The organism is Lysobacter sp. GX 14042, from assembly GCF_021390425.1.
Lineage (GTDB): Bacteria > Pseudomonadota > Gammaproteobacteria > Xanthomonadales > Xanthomonadaceae > Novilysobacter.
Genome location: NZ_JAJUWY010000002.1, coordinates 478,086 through 497,428, shown reverse-complemented (window position 1 = coordinate 497,428; position 19,343 = coordinate 478,086). Strand labels below are relative to the sequence as shown.

The 19,343-nt window shown below is 71.3% G+C and carries 17 protein-coding genes and 1 pseudogene; 14 read left to right on the top strand and 4 right to left on the bottom strand.

Features of this window, described 5'->3' with window-relative positions:
• Positions 1 to 57: 57 nt before the first annotated feature.
• Entirely contained in the window at positions 58 to 384 is a 327-nt protein-coding gene (gene trxA, locus LY625_RS05725) for a thioredoxin TrxA (protein WP_233738209.1), read from the bottom strand.
• A 207-nt stretch (positions 385 to 591) separates the two neighbouring features.
• On the opposite strand from trxA, the pseudogene rhlB reads away from it, so the two are divergent.
• The 9 genes and pseudogenes from rhlB to rpoH form a co-directional block, all read left to right on the top strand.
• Positions 592 to 2,163, top strand: a pseudogene (gene rhlB / locus LY625_RS05720) (ATP-dependent RNA helicase RhlB); the annotation flags it as partial.
• Positions 2,164 to 2,484: 321 nt separating this feature from the next.
• On the top strand, positions 2,485 to 3,174 hold the full coding sequence (gene ftsE, locus LY625_RS05715) for a cell division ATP-binding protein FtsE (protein WP_233738206.1): 690 nt from the start codon (positions 2,485 to 2,487) through the stop codon (positions 3,172 to 3,174).
• Positions 3,171 to 4,091: a permease-like cell division protein FtsX gene (gene ftsX / locus LY625_RS05710; RefSeq protein WP_233738204.1), complete on the top strand. Its 921-nt coding sequence runs from the start codon at positions 3,171 to 3,173 to the stop codon at positions 4,089 to 4,091. The genes ftsE and ftsX overlap by 4 nt, the downstream gene beginning before the upstream one ends.
• A gap of 33 nt (positions 4,092 to 4,124) precedes the next feature.
• Entirely contained in the window at positions 4,125 to 4,967 is an 843-nt protein-coding gene (locus LY625_RS05705; protein WP_233738202.1) for a response regulator, read from the top strand.
• Between the two features lie 56 nt (positions 4,968 to 5,023).
• The gene (locus LY625_RS05700; protein WP_233738200.1) at positions 5,024 to 5,872 is read left to right on the top strand and encodes an N-formylglutamate amidohydrolase; all 849 of its coding nucleotides are present in this window, start codon (positions 5,024 to 5,026) and stop codon (positions 5,870 to 5,872) included.
• On the top strand, positions 5,863 to 7,056 hold the full coding sequence (locus LY625_RS05695) for a tyrosine/phenylalanine carboxypeptidase domain-containing protein (RefSeq protein ID WP_233738198.1): 1,194 nt from the start codon (positions 5,863 to 5,865) through the stop codon (positions 7,054 to 7,056). Before LY625_RS05700 ends, LY625_RS05695 begins: the two co-directional genes overlap by 10 nt.
• Complete coding sequence (locus LY625_RS05690) at positions 7,053 to 8,138, top strand: hypothetical protein (protein WP_233738196.1); 1,086 nt, start codon at positions 7,053 to 7,055, stop codon at positions 8,136 to 8,138. The genes LY625_RS05695 and LY625_RS05690 overlap by 4 nt, the downstream gene beginning before the upstream one ends.
• Before the next feature lie 7 nt (positions 8,139 to 8,145).
• Positions 8,146 to 8,949: a uracil-DNA glycosylase gene (gene ung, locus LY625_RS05685; RefSeq protein ID WP_233738194.1), complete on the top strand. Its 804-nt coding sequence runs from the start codon at positions 8,146 to 8,148 to the stop codon at positions 8,947 to 8,949.
• Positions 8,950 to 9,057: 108 nt separating this feature from the next.
• A complete protein-coding gene (gene rpoH, locus LY625_RS05680; RefSeq protein ID WP_233738193.1) occupies positions 9,058 to 9,939 on the top strand; it encodes an RNA polymerase sigma factor RpoH in 882 nt (293 codons plus the stop codon).
• A gap of 80 nt (positions 9,940 to 10,019) precedes the next feature.
• Here the strand turns inward: rpoH and LY625_RS05675 are convergent, their stop codons facing one another.
• Positions 10,020 to 12,230, bottom strand: coding sequence for a primosomal protein N' (locus LY625_RS05675; RefSeq protein ID WP_233738191.1), 2,211 nt, complete (start codon positions 12,228 to 12,230; stop codon positions 10,020 to 10,022).
• A gap of 435 nt (positions 12,231 to 12,665) precedes the next feature.
• Here LY625_RS05675 and LY625_RS05670 point away from each other — a divergent pair, with 435 nt between their 5' ends.
• The 4 genes from LY625_RS05670 to sppA are packed head-to-tail and all read left to right on the top strand — an operon-like array spanning position 12,666 to position 17,696.
• A complete protein-coding gene (locus LY625_RS05670) occupies positions 12,666 to 13,712 on the top strand; it encodes a hypothetical protein (protein ID WP_233738189.1) in 1,047 nt (348 codons plus the stop codon).
• Positions 13,699 to 14,343, top strand: a complete 645-nt coding sequence (locus LY625_RS05665) for a DUF3106 domain-containing protein (protein WP_233738188.1) — start codon at positions 13,699 to 13,701, stop codon at positions 14,341 to 14,343. Before LY625_RS05670 ends, LY625_RS05665 begins: the two co-directional genes overlap by 14 nt.
• Positions 14,344 to 14,368: 25 nt before the next feature.
• The gene (locus tag LY625_RS05660) at positions 14,369 to 15,769 is read left to right on the top strand and encodes an MATE family efflux transporter (protein WP_233738187.1); all 1,401 of its coding nucleotides are present in this window, start codon (positions 14,369 to 14,371) and stop codon (positions 15,767 to 15,769) included.
• Positions 15,770 to 15,800: 31 nt separating this feature from the next.
• On the top strand, positions 15,801 to 17,696 hold the full coding sequence (sppA, locus tag LY625_RS05655; RefSeq protein WP_233738186.1) for a signal peptide peptidase SppA: 1,896 nt from the start codon (positions 15,801 to 15,803) through the stop codon (positions 17,694 to 17,696).
• 45 nt (positions 17,697 to 17,741) lie between these two features.
• Here sppA and LY625_RS13375 read toward each other — a convergent pair whose 3' ends face one another.
• Positions 17,742 to 17,870: a hypothetical protein gene (locus tag LY625_RS13375; protein ID WP_255703311.1), complete on the bottom strand. Its 129-nt coding sequence runs from the start codon at positions 17,868 to 17,870 to the stop codon at positions 17,742 to 17,744.
• A gap of 86 nt (positions 17,871 to 17,956) precedes the next feature.
• Between LY625_RS13375 and LY625_RS05650 the strand changes: the two genes are divergently transcribed.
• Complete coding sequence (locus LY625_RS05650) at positions 17,957 to 18,733, top strand: SDR family oxidoreductase (RefSeq protein ID WP_233738185.1); 777 nt, start codon at positions 17,957 to 17,959, stop codon at positions 18,731 to 18,733.
• On the opposite strand, the gene LY625_RS05645 is transcribed toward LY625_RS05650, so the two are convergent.
• The gene (locus LY625_RS05645) at positions 18,721 to 19,224 is read right to left on the bottom strand and encodes a winged helix-turn-helix transcriptional regulator (RefSeq protein WP_233738183.1); all 504 of its coding nucleotides are present in this window, start codon (positions 19,222 to 19,224) and stop codon (positions 18,721 to 18,723) included. The two genes, LY625_RS05650 and LY625_RS05645, sit on opposite strands and share 13 nt — an antisense overlap.
• Between the last annotated feature and the right edge of the window lie 119 nt (positions 19,225 to 19,343).

The window sequence follows — 19,343 nt, the reverse complement described above, 5'->3', positions numbered from 1 at the left end:
AGGCGCGGCGGCGGGCGGTTCAGGTGCCGCGCACCGCCGGGGCGCGCGGCGTTGGCGTCAGAGCGCCTTGTCGATCATCTGCGCGAGCTGGGCCTTGCCCACCGCGCCGATCTGGGTGGCCTGCACCTGGCCGTCCTTGAACAGCAGCAGCATCGGAATCGAGCGCACGTGGTACTTCATCGCGGTGGCGCGGTTGTGGTCCACGTTCACCTTGGCCACCCTGACCTTGCCGGCGTACTCGTCGGCCAACTGGTCCAGGGCCGGCGCGATCATCCGGCACGGGCCACACCACTCGGCCCAGAAGTCGACCAGCACGGGCTCGGGCGACTGCAGAACGGCGGTCTCGAAATCGGCATCGCCGACCTGCATGACTTTATCGCTCACAACGATCTCCTGCGGGGTAATGCCTGGATTGGGCCCCGGCCGCGACGGCCGGGCAGGCGCTACGTTAGACTGGGCTGTTTCGCGACGGCGTCAAGGCCATCGCACGCTGCGGTCAGGGACACACACTGGCCGACCCCGGCAGTCTGCAGTCGCAGGCGCCACCCACGCAAGCGCGCGCGACCGGCGCCGCTGCCACCCGGCCTACGCATGAGCGACAAACCACTTACCGACGTTTCCTTTTCTTCATTCGAACTGCACCCGGCGCTGCTGGCGGGGCTCGAATCCGCCGGCTTCACCCGCTGCACCCCGATCCAGGCCATGACCCTGCCGGTCGCGCTCAAGGGCGGCGACGTGGCCGGCCAGGCCCAGACCGGCACCGGCAAGACCCTGGCCTTCCTGGTCGCGGTGGTCAACCGGCTGTTGAGCCGGCCGGCCCTGGCCGAGCGCAACCCCGGCGACCCGCGCGCGCTGATCCTCGCGCCGACCCGTGAACTGGCGATCCAGATCCACAAGGATGCGGTGAAGCTCGGCCCCGAACTGGGCCTGAAGTTCGCGCTGGTCTACGGCGGCGTCGACTACGACAAGCAGCGCGAGCTGCTGCAGCAGGGCGTGGACGTGATCATCGCCACCCCCGGCCGGCTGATCGATTACGTCAAGCAGCACAAGGTGGTCAGCCTGCACGCCTGCGAGATCTGCGTGCTAGACGAGGCCGACCGGATGTTCGACCTGGGCTTCATCAAGGACATCCGCTTCCTGCTGCGGCGCATGCCGATCCGCACCGAGCGCCAGACCCTGCTGTTCTCGGCCACCCTCAGCCACCGCGTGCTGGAGCTGGCCTACGAGCACATGAACGAGCCCGAGAAGATGGTGGTGGAGTCCGAGCACATCACCGCCGCCCAGGTCCGCCAGCTGATGTACTTCCCCTCCGACGAGGAGAAGATCCCGCTGCTGCTGGGCCTGCTGTCGCGCAGCGAGGGCGCGCGCACCATGGTGTTCGTCAACACCAAGGTATGGGTGGAGCGGGTCGCCCGGGCGCTGGAGCGCGGTGGCTACCGGGTCGGCGTGCTGTCGGGCGACGTGCCGCAGAAGAAGCGCGAGACCCTGCTGGCGAAGTTCCAGAAGGGCCAGCTGGAAGTACTGGTGGCCACCGACGTGGCCGCCCGCGGGCTGCACATCGACGGCGTGAAGTACGTCTACAACTACGACCTGCCGTTCGACGCCGAGGACTACGTGCACCGCATCGGCCGCACCGCGCGGCTGGGCGAGGAAGGCGACGCGATCAGCTTCGCCTGCGAGCGCTACGCCATCGGCCTGCCGGACATCGAGGCCTACATCGAGCAGAAGATCCCCACCGCGCCGGTCGACGCCGACCTGCTGGTGGCGCGCCCGCGGCCGAAGCGCGAGGCGGTGGAAGGCGAGGAGCACGAGAGCGTCAGCGCGATCTTCAAGGAGGCGCGCGAGCAGCGTGCCGCCGACGAGGAGCGCCGTGGTGGCGGTCGTCACGCTGGCGGCCGGGACGGCCGCGGCGGCGCCGGTGGGCGGAAGCCGGCCGGGGAGCGCCCGCGCCGTCGTTCCGACGGAGACGCGGCGGCAAGCGCCCCGGTGGTGGAGGGAGCGCCGCAAGCGGCCCCGGCCGCCACGGTCGCGCAGGCACAGCCGGCAGCGGTCCCCCCGGGCGCGCCTGCAGCCGATGGCGAGGCACCGCGCAAGCGTCGTCGCCGGCGCCGCAAGCCGGCCGGCGAACGCGCCGGCAGCGAAGGCGGGCAGCAGGCCACCGGACCGGACACCGGCACCGCCGGCAAGGGTGAGGGCGGCCGCCGCCAGCCACCGCGCGCGGAAGGCGAGCGGCGCCGTCGCGGCGCCGGCCAGGAGGCCAGGCGTGGGCCGGCGCATGCGCAGCCGCAGTCCTCGGCCCCGCCTGCACCGAAGGCGGCCAGCGCTCCTGTCACGCCGAAAGCGGCTCCTGCCGCGGCTGCGAGGCCGGGCCTGATCGGCCGGCTTGGCCGTGGCATCCGCTCTTTGCTCGGCGGCGGCAACTGAGGCTGGCCGCCGGCGGCGTTCGGCCGTAGCCTTCGCCTGCCTTCCCGAGCACCGCCGCCGATGCCCGTCCTGCGTTTCGACAATGTCAGCAAGCAGTATCCCGGCGGGCAGCAGGCGCTCTCGGAAGTCGGTTTCCAGGTCGACGCCGGCGAGATGCTGTTCGTCACCGGGCATTCGGGTGCCGGCAAGAGCACCCTGCTCAAGCTGATCCACCTGGCCGAGCGCCCCAGCCGGGGCGCGGTGCTGTTCGATGACCGCAACCTGCTGCGGGTGCGCGGCAGGCAGGTCGCCCTGCACCGGCGCCGGGTCGGCGTGGTGTTCCAGGACCACCGCCTGCTGGCCGACCGCAGCGTCGCCGAGAACGTCGGCCTGCCGCTGCTGCTCCAAGGCCTGCGCCGCGGCGAGATCGCCAAGCGGGTCCGCGCGGTGCTCGACCGGGTCAGCCTGGGTGCCCGCGCCACCGCGCTGCCGGCGCAGCTGTCGGCCGGCGAGCAGCAGCGGGTGGGCATCGCCCGCGCGATCGTCGGCGAGCCGGCGCTGCTGGTGGCCGACGAGCCCACCGGCAACCTCGACCCGACCCTGGCGGCGGAGATCATGACGCTGTTCGAATCGCTGCCCGAACGCGGCACCAGCGTGCTGGTCGCCAGCCACGACCTGGGCCTGGTCAAGCGCATGCGCAGGCGCGTGCTGGTGCTCGACGGCGGGCGCCTGGTCGACGACATCGCCCCCGACGAGCTGGCCGCGCCATGAGCACGCGTTCGTCCTTCGCCACCTGGCTCGACCACCACGGCTACAGCCTGGTGGCCAGCGCCGGTCGCATGGCGCGGCGGCCCTGGTCGACCCTGCTGACCGTTGGCGTGATGGCGGTGGCGCTGGCCCTGCCGCTGGGCCTGTGGGCTACCCTCTCCAACGTCGAGCGCTTCGCCGGCGACGTGCAGCAGGCGCGCGAGGTCAGCCTGTTCCTGAAGACCGGTGTCGAACTGCCGAGGGCGCGCGCGCTGGCCGATGAGCTGCGCGCCCGTCCCGATGTCGCCGCGGTCGAGCTGCGCGACCCGGACCGGGGCCTGGCCGACTTGCGCGAGGCCACCGGGCTGGGCGAGGCGATCGACGTGCTGGGAGCCAACCCGCTGCCGAGCCTGCTGATCGTGCGCCCCACCGGTGACGAACGCGCGCTGGCCGGGACGCTGGAACAGCTGCCCGAGGCCGACCTGGTGCAGCACGATGCGGCTTGGCGCGAGCGGCTCGATGGCTGGCTGCGCTTCGGGACCCGGTTGGCCTGGGTACTGGCGGCGATGCTCGGGCTTGGCGCGCTGCTGGTGGTCGGCAACACCGTGCGGCTGGACATCCAGCAGCGCCGCGAGGAGATCGGCGTGCTGCAGCTGCTGGGCGCGACCGACGGCTTCATACGGCGCCCGTTCCTGTACCTGGGCGCCTGCTACGGGGTGATGGCCGGGTTGCTGGCCCTGGGCCTGCTGACCGCTGCGGAGCTGGCCCTGCGCACGCCGCTTGCGGACCTGGCGCACAGTTACGGTAGCGGCTTTGCATTGCGTGGATTCGGGCTGCAGCATGGAGCGATCATCCTGGTTGCCGCGGCGCTGCTGGGGTGGCTGGGGGCCGGGCTGGTCACCGGGCACTTCCTGCGCCAGACCCGTCCCACCGACACCTGACGGCGGGGCCGTGAACCCCCTGCAGGCCTGCCCATGACACGTACCGCCGGAAAGCTCAGCCACGTCGTCAGCGACGCGCCACGGGTGATGGTGGTGGACGGCTCGAGGCTGGTGCGCAGGTTGATCGGCGACGTCTTGGCCGGTGAGCTCGGCAACGCCACCGTGGTCGGCTGTGCCAGCATCGCCGAGGCACGCCAGGCACTGGACGCGGGGGCGGTCGACCTGGTCACCACCTCGCTGGCGCTGCCCGACGGCGACGGCAACGAGCTGGCCCGCGCGGTGCGCGAGGCGGCCGGGCAGGCGTACGTGCCGGTGATCGTGGTCTCCGGCGATGCCCAGTCGCACCTGGAGGCGCGGCGCTTCTCCGAGGACGTCACCGACTACTTCGACAAGGCCCTGGGGCACGCCGCCCTGGCCGCCTTCATCCGCGGCTACGTGCAGCCCGAGCCGATCCCCGACGCGCGGGTGCTGTACGTGGAGGACAGCCGGGTGGTGGCGCTGGCGACCAAGCGCATGCTCGAGCGCCAGCAACTGCAGGTGCTGCATTTCGCCGGCGTGGAAGAGGCGCTCGACTATCTGCAGCAGCGCCGCGACGCCGGTGACGGCGACCTCGGCGCCGACCTGCTGCTTACCGACGTGTACCTGAAGGGCGAGCTCGACGGCCACGACCTGCTGGACCGGGTGCGCGGGCACTTCGGCTACGGCAAGCGCCGGCTGCCGGTGCTGGTGATGACCGGGGACGCCAACCCGGAGAACCAGGCGCTGCTGCTGCGTGCCGGGGCCAACGACCTGGTGCTCAAGCCGATCGAGGAGCGCCTGCTGGCGACCAAGGTGCTGTTCCAGCTGCGCCTGTCGCGGTTGCCTGCCCACGCCTGAACGCGCCGGAGGCCCGCTCACGGGTCGATGATGCCGCCGATGGAACCATGCCCGGCATGGATGATTCGAAGGTTTACGGGGACTGGTTCGATACATGCGCCCGCCTGGTCAGTGCCCGCCGTGTCCCGGAATGGGACCTGGTGGTCGGCCACGGTCCGGTGATCGCCACCGCCGTCCACGACGGCCACCGCATGCGCCCGGCACTGGTCCCGCACCTGGCGGTGGACCGGGCGGAACGGCGGCGCGACGAGGACCCGATGACAGGGCTGTTCACCGAGGTCGGTGACGTGCGCCTGCGGGTGCGCACCTCGCGTTTCGAGGTCGACCTCAACCGCCCGCGCGGGCTGGCCCTGTCCACCGACCCGGCCGACACCTGGGGCATCCGGTTCTGGAAGGGCCCGCTGCCGCGGGAGGAACTGGAGCGCTCGCTGGCCATCCACGATCGCTTCCGCGCCATGTTCAGCGAACTGATGGAGCGGATGATCGACCAGTGGGGCTGCGTGCTGGTGCTCGACATCCACAGCTACAACCACCGCCGCGACGGCACGCATGCCGCGCCGGCGGATCCGCAACGCAACCCCGACATCGACCTGGGCCTGACCACCTTGGATCCGGACCGCTGGGGCGCGGTGGCCGAGCGCTTCACCCGGGAGTTGGGCCGCCATCCGGTCAACGGGCGCAAGCCCGACGTCCGCGCCAACGTGCGCTATCCCACCGGCGGCGACTTCCCCGAGTGGGTCTACTCCAACTGGGGGCCGGCGGCCTGCACTGTTTCCATCGAGTACAAGAAGGTCTACATGGACGAGTGGACCGGCCAGGTCGACCTGGAGGCGATGGAAGACCTGCGCGGCGGCCTGCAGGCGGCGGTCGACGCGGTGCGCCCGGAGTTCCTGGCGTGCCGCTGAGCAGTGCGCCGCTGAGGCCGCTGCCGCCAATCGCCGCCCGGGTGGACAACGCCCTGGCGGACATGGACGGCGAGGTCGACTGGTTGCTGGCGCTGTCGCCGATCGACAACGAGGCGATGTGGCACGCCTTTGCCGACAGCGGCTACCGGTGGTTGCCGGAGCTGAAATACATCGACCTGGAGGTGGACCTGCGAGAGGTCCGCGAACGTCTGCACGCGATGCCCGTCGACGAGGTCGAGTCGCCCCTGTTGTCGGCGCTGCTGGCCGAGAAGCGGCGCGAACTCGAGCGCCAGGTCGAACTGGTGCGCCTGCGCGGCACCGACGGCTTCCTCAACGCAAGCCTGGACCTGTTCGGCGGGGTCGACGCCCCGTTGCTGGAGTGCGCCGAGGCGATCATGCGTGACGTGCGGCCGGGTGCGCCGCTGAAGGCCGATGCCGGCATCGACGACGTGCTCGAGGCGGTCGAGGCCGAGCGCGACTGGTACCGCGAGAGCCAGCCGGGCTTCGATTTCGACGTGGTGGTCGACACCGACCTGAACTCGATGATGATGGTTTCCCACGGCACCTTCTACGTGGACGGGGATGTGCGCCTGCCGCACGCCCGGGTGCAGCCGCTGGTGCAACACGAGATCGGCACCCACGTGGTGACCCGCCACAACGGCGGCAGGCAGCCGCTGCGCCAGTTGCAGGTCGGGCTGGCGCACTACGATCCGCTGCAGGAAGGGCTGGGGGTGCTGGCCGAGTACCTGGCCGGCTTCCTGCCCGGCGAGCGCCTGCTGGTGCTCGCGGCGCGGGTGATCGCCACCGACATGGCGATGAACGGCCATGGCGTGCCGGAGATCTTCGACCTGCTGCACAACACCCACGGCATGGCGACCGACGACGCCTTCGATGTCGCCGTGCGGGCGTTGCGCGGCGGCGGCCTGACCAAGGACGCGGTGTACCTGGGCGGTTTGCGCGACCTGCTCGACAGCCTGGCCGACGGCGCCGACCTGGCGGACCTGTATGCCGGCAAGTTCGCGCTCAGCCACCTGGCCGTGCTCGGGCAGCTGGCCGAGGAGGGCTGGGTCGGTGCGCCGCAGGTCCTGCCGCGCTTCTTCCACCATCCCGGCTTCGCCGAGCGGCTGGAGTGCTGCCGCTCGATCAGCGTCGCCCAACTCCACCACGAGGTGCCCGTGGCATGACCGCCGTTCCTTCCATTCCCGACCCCGCGCGGCCGATCAGGCTCGGCTTCGTCATCAACGAGATGGCAAGCGAGCAGGAGAACTACACCACCATCCGGTTGGCCCGTACCGCGGTGAGCCGTGGCCACCAGGTCGCGCTGATCGGCCTGGGCGGCTTCATCTACGACGCCAACGACACCGTCCGCGCCCACGCCCACGTGCCCTCGGCGGAGCAGTACGGGAGCGATGCCGAACTGCTGGAGGAACTGCAGGGCGAGGGCGCTTCCACCGAGCGGATCTCGGTGGAGGAACTGGACGTGCTGATGCTGCGTTCCGATCCTGCCGACGAGGTCGAGGAGCGTCCCTGGGCGCCCAACAGCGGCCTGCTGTTCGCGCACCTGGCGGCGTTGCGCGGGGTGCTCGTGCTGAACGACCCGACGCACCTGGCCCATGCCTCCAACAAGACCTACTTCCAGCACTTCCCCGACGAGGTGCGGCCGGCGACCTGCATCACCATGGACCCGGAGGAGATCAAGTCCTTCATCAACGCCCACGAGGGCCACGGGGTGATCAAGCCGCTGCAGGGCTCGGGCGGGCAGGGGGTGTTCGTGGTGACGCCGGAAAGCGGCGGCAACCTCAACCAGATGATCGACGCGGTGATCCGCGACGGCTACGCGATCGTCCAGGAGTACCTGCCGCGCGCCACCGACGGCGACCTGCGGCTGCTGACCCTCAACGGCCGGCCCCTGCATATCGACGGCACCTATGCCTGCATCCGGCGCTACAACGACAGCGGCGATGCGCGCAGCAACATCAGCGCCGGTGGCAAGTACGAGCTGGTGACGCCCGACGCGGACGCGCTGCGGATGGCCGGCATCGTCGCGCCCAAGCTGATCCGTGACGGGATGTACCTGGCCGGCTTGGACATCGTCGGCGACAAGATGATGGAGATCAACGTCGACACGCCCGGCGGCCTGAACATGATCGAGGACCTGAGCGGACTGCCGTTCGCGGCCTGGATCATCGCCGACCTGGAGCGCAAGGTCCGGCTGCGCGACTACTACAAGCGCACGCTGACCAATACCGAGCTGGCGATGATGTAATACGCGGATGGGCACCTCCGTCGACACCACCGGGGCCGCCACCGGCCGCATCCAGCTGGAATCCTCGTGGAAGCAGCGGGTGGGCGACTACCTGGCGCGCCCGGACATGCGTGGGCTGGCCGACCACCTGCGCGAGCGCAAGCGTGCCGGGGTGCAGGTGTTCCCGCCCGGCGGGGAGATCTTCAGCGCACTCGATGCCACGCCGTTCGACCGGGTGCGGGTGGTGGTGCTGGGCCAGGACCCCTATCACGGCCCGGGGCAGGCGCACGGGCTGTGCTTCTCGGTGCGGCCGGGGGTGCCGGTGCCGCCCTCGCTGGTGAACGTCTACAAGGAGCTGCAACGCGACCTGGGCATCCAGCCGGCTCCGCACGGTTGCCTGCTGCCCTGGGCGCGCCAGGGCGTGCTGCTGCTCAACTCGGTGCTGACGGTGGAGGCCGGCCGCGCCGGTTCCCACCAGGGACGCGGCTGGGAGGGCTTCACCGACCACGTGGTCGAGACCCTGGCACGCGAGCACGAGGGGCTGGTGTTCCTGCTGTGGGGCAGCTATGCGCAGAAGAAGGGGGCGGTGATCGACCGCAACCGGCACTGCGTGCTGCGGGCGCCGCATCCCTCGCCGTTGTCGGCGCATCGCGGATTCATCGGCTGCGGGCATTTCTCCAAGGCCAACCGGTATCTGGCCGGGCGCGGCGGGACGCCGATCGACTGGGCGCTGCCGGCCAGCGCCGGGGCGGCCTGGGGGGGGAGACGGGTTGGTGGTGCCTTGAGGGCGGGTGCTGTTGATGGGGAACTTACGGCGAGGGGCGCACTCTAAGTCCGCAGCATGTGGCCGGTTCCGGCGAGCGATAGTTCCATGAACAGAACGCCGGGGCGCCACAAACCGCATTAGCGACCATCTATCACAACTGGTAAAATCATCGCCATGACTGATATTGCCGCCTCACAGGCGCTTGTCGCCAACAACCTGCCGGTTCCCGGCAGTGCACTGGGTTCGCTCGACGCCTACATCGGCGCGGTGCACCGCATCCCGGTGCTGACCGTGGACGAAGAGCAGCAGCTCGCGCGCCGTTTCCGTGACGAGGAAGACCTTGCCGCCGCCCGCGAGCTGGTGCATTCGCACCTGCGTTTCGTGGTCCACGTGGCCCGTGGCTACAACGGCTACGGCCTGCCGTTGGCGGACCTGATCCAGGAAGGCAACATCGGCCTGATGAAGGCCGTCAAGCGCTTCGATCCCGACCACGGCGTGCGCCTGGTGAGCTTCGCGGTGCACTGGATCCGTGCCGAGATGCACGAGTTCATCCTCAAGAACTGGCGCATCGTCAAGGTCGCCACCACCAAGGCCCAGCGCAAGCTGTTCTTCAACCTGCGCAAGAGCAAGAAGCGCCTGGGCTGGATGAACGCCGAGGAAGTCCGGCTGGTGGCGCAGGACCTGAACGTGTCCGAGCGCGAGGTGCTGGAGATGGAGTCGCGCCTGTCGGGCCGCGACATCGGCTTCGATGCCCCGTCCAGCGACGACGAGGACCACGCCCCGCCGTCGCCGGTGGCCTTCCTCAGCACCGACGAGGAGGACCCGTCCGAGCTCTACGAGCGCGAGGACGAGGAGGACAGCCAGCTGACCCTGCTGCGCGAGGGCCTGTCCACCCTGGACGCGCGTTCACGCGACATCGTCGCCCGGCGCTGGCTGGGCCAGGACAGCAAGGTGACCCTGCAGGAACTGGCCGACGAATACGGCGTGTCCGCCGAGCGCATCCGCCAGATCGAGGCCAACGCGCTGAAGAAGATGCGGGCGCTGTTCACCGCCTGAGCATCATCCACGAGTCTCACGGTGGGCGGCCCGGGAAACCGGGCCGTCCGCTTTTCCGCCCCCCGTGGGTGGGTTGCGGATCAGTAGAGGTCGACCGGGTCGACGTCCAGCGACCAGCGCACCTTGCGCGCTTCCGGCAGGGCGTGGATCGCCGGCAGCGCCGCATGCAGCGCGGCATGCAGGGCCGGGCGTCCGGGCGAGGACAGCAACAGCTGGGTGCGCTGGTAGCCGGCGCGGCGCGGCATCGGGGCCGGCAACGGGCCACTGAGCTCCAGTTCCTCGCCGGCCACCTGCTCGATGCGTTCGCGCGCCGCCCGCAGGAAGCCGTCGCAGTCGGCGACCTGTTTCGCCTCCGCGCGCATCAGCGCCAGGTGGGCGAACGGCGGGAACCCGGCCGCCGCGCGCAGCTCCAGTTCCTGATCGGCAAAGGCGTGGTAGCCGCCCTGCAGCAGAGTGGCCAGCAGCGGATGGTCGGGGTGGTGGGTCTGCAGCAACACGCGGCCGGCCTTCGCCGCGCGGCCGGCACGCCCGGCGACCTGGATCAGCAGCTGGGCCAGCTTCTCCGGTGCGCGGAAGTCGGCGCTGAACAGCCCCTCGTCGATGCCGACCACCGCCACGAGGGTGAGATTGGGCAGGTCGTGGCCCTTGGCCAGCATCTGGGTGCCCACCAGGATGCCGGGTGCGTCGCCGAACTCCGCCAGGCGCTTCTCCAGCCCGTCGCGCTGTCGGGTGCTGCCGCGGTCGATGCGGACCACCCGCTGGCCGGCGAAGCGCTCCTGCAGCACCTCCTCGATCCGTTCGGTGCCCGCGCCCTGCGGCTGCAGGCCCAGGCCGCCGCAGTCCGGACAGGCGCCGGGGGCAGGGCGGCGCGCGCCGCAGTGATGGCACTGCAACCGGCGGCCGGCGGCGTGCACGGTCATCGGGGTGCCGCGCTCCTCGCTGCTGCAGCGGGCACAGCAGGCGCTCCAGCCGCAGTCGTGGCACAGCAGGACCGGGGCGTAGCCGCGGCGGTTGCGGAACACCAGCACCTGGCCCCCGGCATCGAGCTCGCGCTGGACCGCGTCCAGCAGCTCTGGGGACAGGCCGGCCTGCAGCGGTCGCTTGCGCACGTCCACCACGCGCACGGCGGGTGGACGTGCCCCGCCGGCGCGCTGGTGCAGGCGCAGGTGGCGGTAGCGTCCACCCTGCGCGTTGGCCAGTGACTCCAGCGACGGGGTCGCGCTGCCCAGCACCACCGGCACCCCGAGTGACCTGGCGCGGTACAGGGCGAAGTCACGGGCGTGGTAGCGGATGCCGTCGAGCTGCTTGAAACTGCTGTCGTGCTCCTCGTCGACGACGACCAGGCCGGCCTCCGGCAGGGGCAGGAAGACCGCCGAGCGCGTTCCCACCACCACCCGGGCCTGTCCGGAAAGCGCCGCCGCCCAGGTGCGCGCGCGCTCGCCGTCGGCCAAGCCGGAATGCAGCACATGGACCGGTACTCCGAGGCGGGTGCGGAAGCGCGCCAGCAGCTGCGGGGTCAGGCCGATCTCCGGCACCAGCACCAGGGCCTGGCGGCCGCGCGCCAGGCAGCCGGCGATGGCGTGCAGGTAGACCTCGGTCTTGCCGCTGCCGGTGACGCCGTCGAGCAGGAACGGGGCAAAGCCGGCTGCCGTCGTGATCGCTTCGATCGCCGCCAGTTGGTCTGGATTGGGCGGCGGACCGTCGACGCCACCGGGCGCGGCCGGAGAGCCCTCCAGGATCACCGCCTCGGCAAGGCCGCGGCGCTCCAGGGCGCGGGCGGCCCCGCGCCAGCCCTCGAGCCGCGCCGCCAGCAGGGCTTCGTCCACCGCGCCCGCGGCAAGCGCCGTGGCCAGGATCCGCGGGCGCCCGGCACGCATCGAGGCCAGCGCCCCGCGGCCGTCGGCGGTGAGCTGCCAACCTCGGCGGCGGATGTCGGGCAGCGGCTCGCCATGACGCAGCGGGCCGGGCAGCGCGGTCGCCAGCACTTCGCCCAGCGGCGCATGGGTATAACGCGCCAGCCAGCGCAGCGAGGCCAGCAGCTCGCCGGCCAGCAAGGGGGTGTCATCGAGGTTCGCCAATACCTGCTTCAGCCCGTCGGGCGCATCCGCCCCGGTGCCGTGGCCGGCGACCACCCCGACCAGCTCCCGGCGGCCGAAGGGCACCCGCACCCGGCAGCCCACCTCCGGCAAGGCGCCGGATGGGGACAGGTAGTCGAACAGCCGCGGAAGTGGAACCGGCAGGGCGATCCTGAGCACCTGGCCGGCGTTCGCGGCAGGGTCGTCGGAAGCCATGGCGGACAGTCTATCGGGCCTGCCGCAGTGCGGGCGCGGGGGTCAAGCGGCAATTGTCGCGTACTCCTGTCGGATTTCTTCGCAATCGGTCGCAAGTGCATGCCAGCAAAGGAGAACCCCGCTTATCCACATGCCCTGTGGACAACTCTGTGCATTGTTCGTCGGCAACGTTGCGCAACCCCGGTGCCATAAGCCCCCGGGTTGGGTTGGTGAAAAAAGCGCCAAGACCTGTTTTCCGTAAGGAATCAACCACTTGGTCGTGAAACATTCGCGTAACGAATGCGTGGATCTTGCTGAACACCGGTTCAGACGTGGCTTGCATGCCTGTGCAAAACCCTTCGTGGCACCCAAGCCCCCACCGGACAGGGGCCGTGGGCTCGTGAAGGACAAGTCAAGTCCTCGGAGAGCGGGTCCGCGCCGGTATGATCGACACCGATGACGAGCGCTGCCACGACTCCTGGACCCCGGCCTGCGGGCTCGCCCGCGCTGGCTGCGTTCCTGCGCGGAATCGAGCGTCGTGCCGCGGTGCTTGCCGAGCTGCAATGCGGCGACCCCGACCGTGGCGACCGCGCCCTGGCGGCGGCCATGGCGGAGTTCCAGTTCACCGCCGCCAGCGAGGATCCCGCTGCCGGACAGGTCATGGCGGCGTGGCCGGCGCGGTTCTGGAGCCTGTTGCTCGCCCACCCGGAACTGCGCAACCACGCGCCGGTCCGGGTCGAGCTGTCGGCGACCGACAGGCTGGCCTCGCTCGGCTCCGGTCCCCGCGCGGCGTTGCTGCTGAGCCTGGCCGCCAGCCTGGAGCAGGACGCCGCCGCAGAGGTGATGGGGGTCGCCTCCGGCAGCTACGAGCTTGCCGTGCGCCGCGCGCTGGCGCAGCTGAGCGGCAGCGAGGACCAGGCGGCACTGGCCAGCCAGTGGCGCCGGTTGCGCGAGCAGGTGCATCACCGGATCAAGAACCTGCCGGCCGGCCGCCAGCGTTTCCTGGCCGAGGCGCGTGCCGAGGCACTGGCCGGCGGCGGGATCGAGGCCGGCAGTATCGCGATGCCCGAGCCGTTGCCGGCATCCGGCCGCCCGCGCTGGCTGGTGCCGGCGCTGTGGGGCCTGCTGGCGTTGTGCGCGATTGCATTCGTGGCGACATTCTTCGGCGACGCGCTGCTCAGGCGCCTGGCCGGTCCGGAGGAGGGCGAGGTGTGGAGCGGTTCGCTGCAGGCCGGGGAGGAGCCGGCCTCGCGCTACGGCCGGCAGCTGGAGGTGCTGACCCATCGCGATTTCGAGCTGCTGGCCGACCCCGACGGGATGGCCGAGGCCGGACAGCTCGGCTTCCATTCCTGGCTCGCGGCCCAGGGCGTGAGCGCGGCCACCCCGGGCGCCGGGCCAGGCCTGGCACGGGGAGACATGCAGGCTGCCGCGCGCGGCGGCGCGGCTGCTGCCGGCGACGCGCCCGCCGGTGAACATGTGGAGACCGACCATGAGCCGCACTGACCGTCGACGGCGCTGGGGCCTGCTGCCGGCACTGCTGGTCGCCGGCGCGGCGGCTGCCGTCCCGCCCGGCCTCGAGGAACTGGCGGACGCCTGGGACAGTCTCGATCCCGGGCGCCGCCAGCAACTGCAGGAGCGGGCGGCAACCTGGGAGCGCTGGGACAGCGTGGCGCAGGAGGCCTTCCTCGGCCGGATGACCGGATGGGACGCGCTGGACCGCGAGGAGCGGGCCGCCGGCCGGGTGCGCTACCAGGCCTGGCGGGAGCTGCCCAACTACGACCGCGCCCGCGTGCGTGCGGCCGCGAGTGGTTACGCGCAGCTGCCGCCGGACGAGCAGCAGGCGCTGCGCGGGGAATTCGATGCGCTGGACGCCAGCGAGCGGCGCGGTTGGCTGCTGGGTCCGGAGCTGGGCGCCGACTATCCGGCCCTGCAGCCGTTGCTGGCGCAGGTTCCAGGCGACGAGCACGACGCGCTCCTGGACGCGCTGCGCGGGCTGGACAGCCGCCAGCGCGGCGACCTGGCGGTGCTGGTGCAGCGCACCGCCCCGCAGGACCGCGACCAGCTGCGGCGCGAACTGGTATCCACCGCCGCCGAGAGCCGCGGCCAGTGGTTGCGCACCCGGCTCGGGCGCTGACGTACTTCCCGCTGACGTATTCCCGATGCCCGCCCCGCACCCGTCTTCCGGGCCGCGCTTCCGCCATGAAGTCGGCCGTACCGCCACGCTCGCCGCGCCACTGGTCGCCGGGCACCTGTCGACCGGCCTGATCGGCTTCGTCGACAGTGTGATCGCCGGCCACCACGGCACCGACACCCTGGCCGCGGTGGCGGTCGGCACCGCGTTGTTCTGGCTGCCGGTGATGGTGCCGATGGGCACGCTGATGTCGGTGCCGCCGGCGGTCTCGCGGCTGGACGGCAGCGGCCGGCGGGCGGAGGTGGGCGCGCTGTTCCGCCAGGCGCTGTGGCTGGCGGCGGGACTGGGCGTGCTGCTGTTCGGCTTCATGACCGTGGTGGTGCATGCCCTGGAGCCGCTGGGGATCGCTCCGGGGATCGTCCCCGGGGCCACGGCGTTCATCCACGGGATCCGCTGGGGCGTGCCGGCGCTGACCCTCTACCTGTGCATGCGCTACCTGAGCGACGGGCTGCACTTCACCCTGCCGAGCATGGTGCTCGGCTTCGGCGGGCTGCTGGTGCTGGTGCCGGTCGGCTACGTGCTGACCTGGGGGCTGTTCGGCTTTCCCGAGCTGGGTCCGGCGGGGCCGGGCTACGCCTCGGCGGTGATGCTGTGGTGCCAGGCGATCGCCTTCGCGGCGTACCTGTGGCGGGCCCGGCGGTTCGCCGATCTTGGCTTGTTCGCGCGTTTCGACCCGCCGCGCCGGGCGCCGATCCGCGGCCTGCTGGTGGTCGGCCTGCCGATCGGGGTGACGGTGGCCATGGAGGGCGGACTGTTCGTGGTCACCGCGCTGCTGATCGGGCGGCTGGGCGAGGTGCCCGCCGCGGCCCACCAGATCGCGATCAACGTCGCCAGCCTGTGCTTCATGGTGCCGATGGGGCTGGCCGAGGCGACCACCGTGCGGGTCGGCCATGCTCTGGGGCGCGGGGACGGCGACGGAGTGCGCCGGGCGGCCCGCGCCGGGCTGCTGATCGTGCTCGGCACCCAGGCGGTCTCGGCATCGCTGCTGTTGCTGGGCAACGAATGGGTGGTCGGCTTCTATACCGCCGATGCCGCGGTGGCCACGCTGGCGGCCGGGTTGATGCTGTACGCCGCGGTGTTCCAGTTCCCCGACGGGGTGCAGGTGATCAGCGCCGGCGCCCTGCGCGGCCTGGGCGACACCCGGGTGCCGATGCTGCTGGCGGCGGTTTCCTACTGGGGCGTGGGGATGGTCCTGGGCAGCGTGCTGGGTTTCGGCCTCGGCGGGCTGGTCGCGCCGATGGGACCGCGCGGCATGTGGATCGGGCTGATCGCGGGATTGCTGGTCGCCTCGGTGCTGCTGGGCCTGCGTTACCGCCATTCGGCCAGCGGATTACCAACGGCGCATGCCGGGGAAGCGCCGAACCGGTAGTCTGCGCCGATCGATACGGAGTCCACCGAAAATGAACCAGCCCGCCCGTCGCGGCCCCATCGCCCGGTTCTTCATCGGCGTCTGGGACGCGATGAACTTCACCCGGCGGTTGATCCTCAACCTGCTGTTCTTCTTCCTGCTGTTCCTGTTCATCGCCATCCTCGGCTCCGGCGAGGGGCTGGCGCCGCTGCATGGGCGCACCGCGCTGGTGATCGCGCCGGAAGACCGGCTGGTCGAGCAGTACACCACCGACCCGTTCACCCGTGCCCTCGCCGAGGGGATGGGCCAGCGGGGCGGCGAGCTGCAGCTGCGCGACCTGCTGGCCGCGCTCGACCACGCCGCCGGGGACGGCAACATCGAACGGGTGGTGCTGGACCTGGACGGGCTGACCGGTGGCGGCATGGCCTCCTGGCGCGAGGTCGCCGCGGCGGTGGACCGCGTGCGCGAAGCCGGCAAGCAGGTGGTCGCCTTCAGCGAGGGGATGATGCAGGGCCCGTACCTGGCCGCCTCCCATGCCGACGAGCTGTACGTCGACCCGATGGGTGGAGGCGTGCTGCTGGAGGGCTTCGCCAGCTACCGCCAGTACTACCGCGAGGGTCTCCAGGACAAGCTCGGCGTCGACATCCACCTGTTCAAGGTGGGCGAGTACAAGTCGGCCGCCGAGCCGTTCATCCTCGACGCGGCCTCGCCGGAGTCCAAGGAAGCCGACCTGTACTGGATGAACGACCTGTGGCAGCGCTACCTCGCCGACGTCGGCGAGGGGCGCGGCCTCGACCCGGCGCGACTGGCGGCCGACGTCGACAGCCTGCCGGAGGGCATTGCCGCGGCCGGCGGCGATGTCGCCCAGTACGCGGTCGCCCACGGCCTGGCCGACGGGCTGATGACCCGCGAGCAGTTCGGCGACCTGATGACCGAGCGCGGGGTGGCCGATGCCGATGCCGAGTACGGCTACCGCCAGATCTCGCTGAAGGACTACCTCGCGCACCGGAAGGGCGCGATCAAGAGCGCCGGCGATGCCCGCCCGCAGGTGGCGGTGGTGGTCGCGGCCGGCCCGATCACCGACGGCGACCAGCCGCCCGGCACGATCGGCGGCGAATCGACCTCGGCACTGCTGCGCGAGGCGCGCGACGACGAGCACGTCGAGGCCGTGGTACTGCGGGTCAGCTCGCCCGGTGGCGGGGTGTTCCCGTCCGAGCAGATCCGCCGCGAGGTGGTCGCGCTGCAGGAGGCGGGCAAGCCGGTGGTGGTGTCGATGGGCGACGTGGCGGCTTCGGGCGGCTACTGGATCAGCATGGATGCCGAGCGCATCTATGCCGACCCGTCGACCATCACCGGCTCGATCGGCATCTTCGGCATGTTCCCGACCCTGCCGCGGGCGCTGGACAAGGTGGGCATCCACACCGACGGCGTCGGCACCACCCCCATCGCCGGTGCCTTCGACATCACCCGGCCGCTGGACCCGCAGGTGGGTACGGTGATCCAGTCGGTCATCGAGAAGGGCTACCGCGACTTCACCGGCAAGGTGGCGCAGGCGCGCGGGCAGAGTGTCGACCAGATCGACCAGGTCGCCCGCGGCCGTGTCTGGAGCGGGGCCCAGGCGCTGGACCGCGGCTTGGTCGACGAGATGGGCTACCTGGGTGATGCCGTGGCGCATGCCGCCACGCTCGCCGGGCTCGAGGAGGACCATTACCGGGTGCGCTACATCGAGAAGCAGGGCAGCCCGTTCCAGCAGTGGATGGGCGGCTTCGCCTCCAGCGGCATCGGCGCCATGCTGCTGCGCGACTCCGACCTGGTCCGCGGCCTGGTGACCGCCGCGGTTCCGGGTGTCGAGCGCGACCTGGCGCTGTTCCGCGACGCGCTGGCGCGCGACCCGGGCGTGCCGGTCAAGACCCTGGCCCACTGCTTCTGCGACCCCGAGGGCCTGTAGGGCGCCGATAGCCGCCCTCTGGGGCGGCGTATTGCGCCGGAAGCCTCAACCGCGCTGGTCGGCGGCCTGGGGTTCGGGCGGCTGCTCGGGGTCCGGGGGTTCGGGGCGGCCGCAGGCGGCGAGCATGAGTGCCGCCACCATGGCGGTGGCGGTGGCGTACCAGGTCCTGCGCATGGCGGTCTCCTTCGTGCGGAGAGGGGCGACGCCGCTATCCTAGGGCCGGCCGCGCCAAGGCGGCGTACACCGATCCGAGGAGCACGATGGACCCCAGGCGCTGGCGGCTGGACGGACAACTGGCGGTGGTGACCGGCGGCAGCGCCGGCATCGGCCGGGCGATCGCCCGCGAGCTGGCGGGTTTCGGCGCCGACCTGCTGCTGGTCGGGCGCGATGCCGACGCGCTGGATGGCGTGCGCGAGGAACTGGTCGAGCTGTTCCCCGGTCGCAGCGCGCATGTCCACGTTGCCGACCTCGCGGACGCCTCCGCGCGTGGCGAGCTGCTGGACCGCATCGAGGACCTCGGCGAGGGCCCGCACATCCTGGTCAACAACGCCGGCGGCAACCTGCCGCGGGCGGCGACCGACTACGCCGAGGACGAGTACCGGGCGATCTTCGAGCTCAACGTGTTCGCCGCCTTCGAGCTGTGCCGGCAGCTGCACCCGCTGCTGGCCCGCCACGGCGCGGCCAGCATCGTCAACGTCGGCAGCGTGTCGGGCAGCACCCACGTGCGCACCGGCGCGCCCTACGGCATGAGCAAGGCGGCGCTGCACCAGATGACCCGCAACCTGGCCGTCGAGTGGGCCGGCGACGGCATCCGGGTCAACGCGGTGGCGCCGTGGTACATCCGCACCCGGCGCACCTCCGGCGCGCTGGCCGATGCCGACTACCTGGACGAGGTGCTCGAGCGCACCCCGCTGGGCCGCATCGGCGAGCCGGAGGAGGTGGCCGCGGCGGTCGCCTTCCTGTGCCTTCCGGCGGCCGGCTACATCACCGGCGAGTGCATCGCGGTGGACGGCGGCTTCCTGCGCTACGGCTTCTGAGCCCGCTGCCCGCGGTCGGGGATGGGCAGGCTCAGGGTTTCCTTGGCCTCTTCCATCACGATGTAGCTCTTGGACTCGCGCACGTGCGGCAGCGCCAGCAGGGTGGTGCCCAGCAGCTTGCGGTAGGAGGCCATCTCCGAGATCCGCAGCTTGATCAGGTAGTCGAAGTCACCCGAAACCAGGTGGCATTCCAGCACGTTGGGCAGCTTGAGCGCGGCGGCGCGGAAGTCCTCGAAGATGTCGCCGGACTTGTAGGCCAGGCTGATCTCCACGAACACCAGCAGCCCGGCCCCCACCTGCTGCGGATCCAGCCGGGCGTGGTAGCCGGTGATGATTCCCTCGCGCTCCAGCCGGCGGACCCGCTCGGTGCACGGGGAGGTGGACAGGCCGATCCGCTCGCCCAACTCGGTGAAGGAGATCCGCCCCTCCTCCTGGAGGATGCGCAGGATCCGGCGGTCGATCTTGTCGAGTTCACGGCTGCGTACGGGCATCTGCGGCTGGACAGTGGCTGAACCTACCGGAAGTATCCCTGTTTTATCGCGCCAAGTCAGGAAAAACGTCGGTGGACGCCGGCCTATACTCCCGCCCTGTCGGCGGCGGGCCCGAGCCG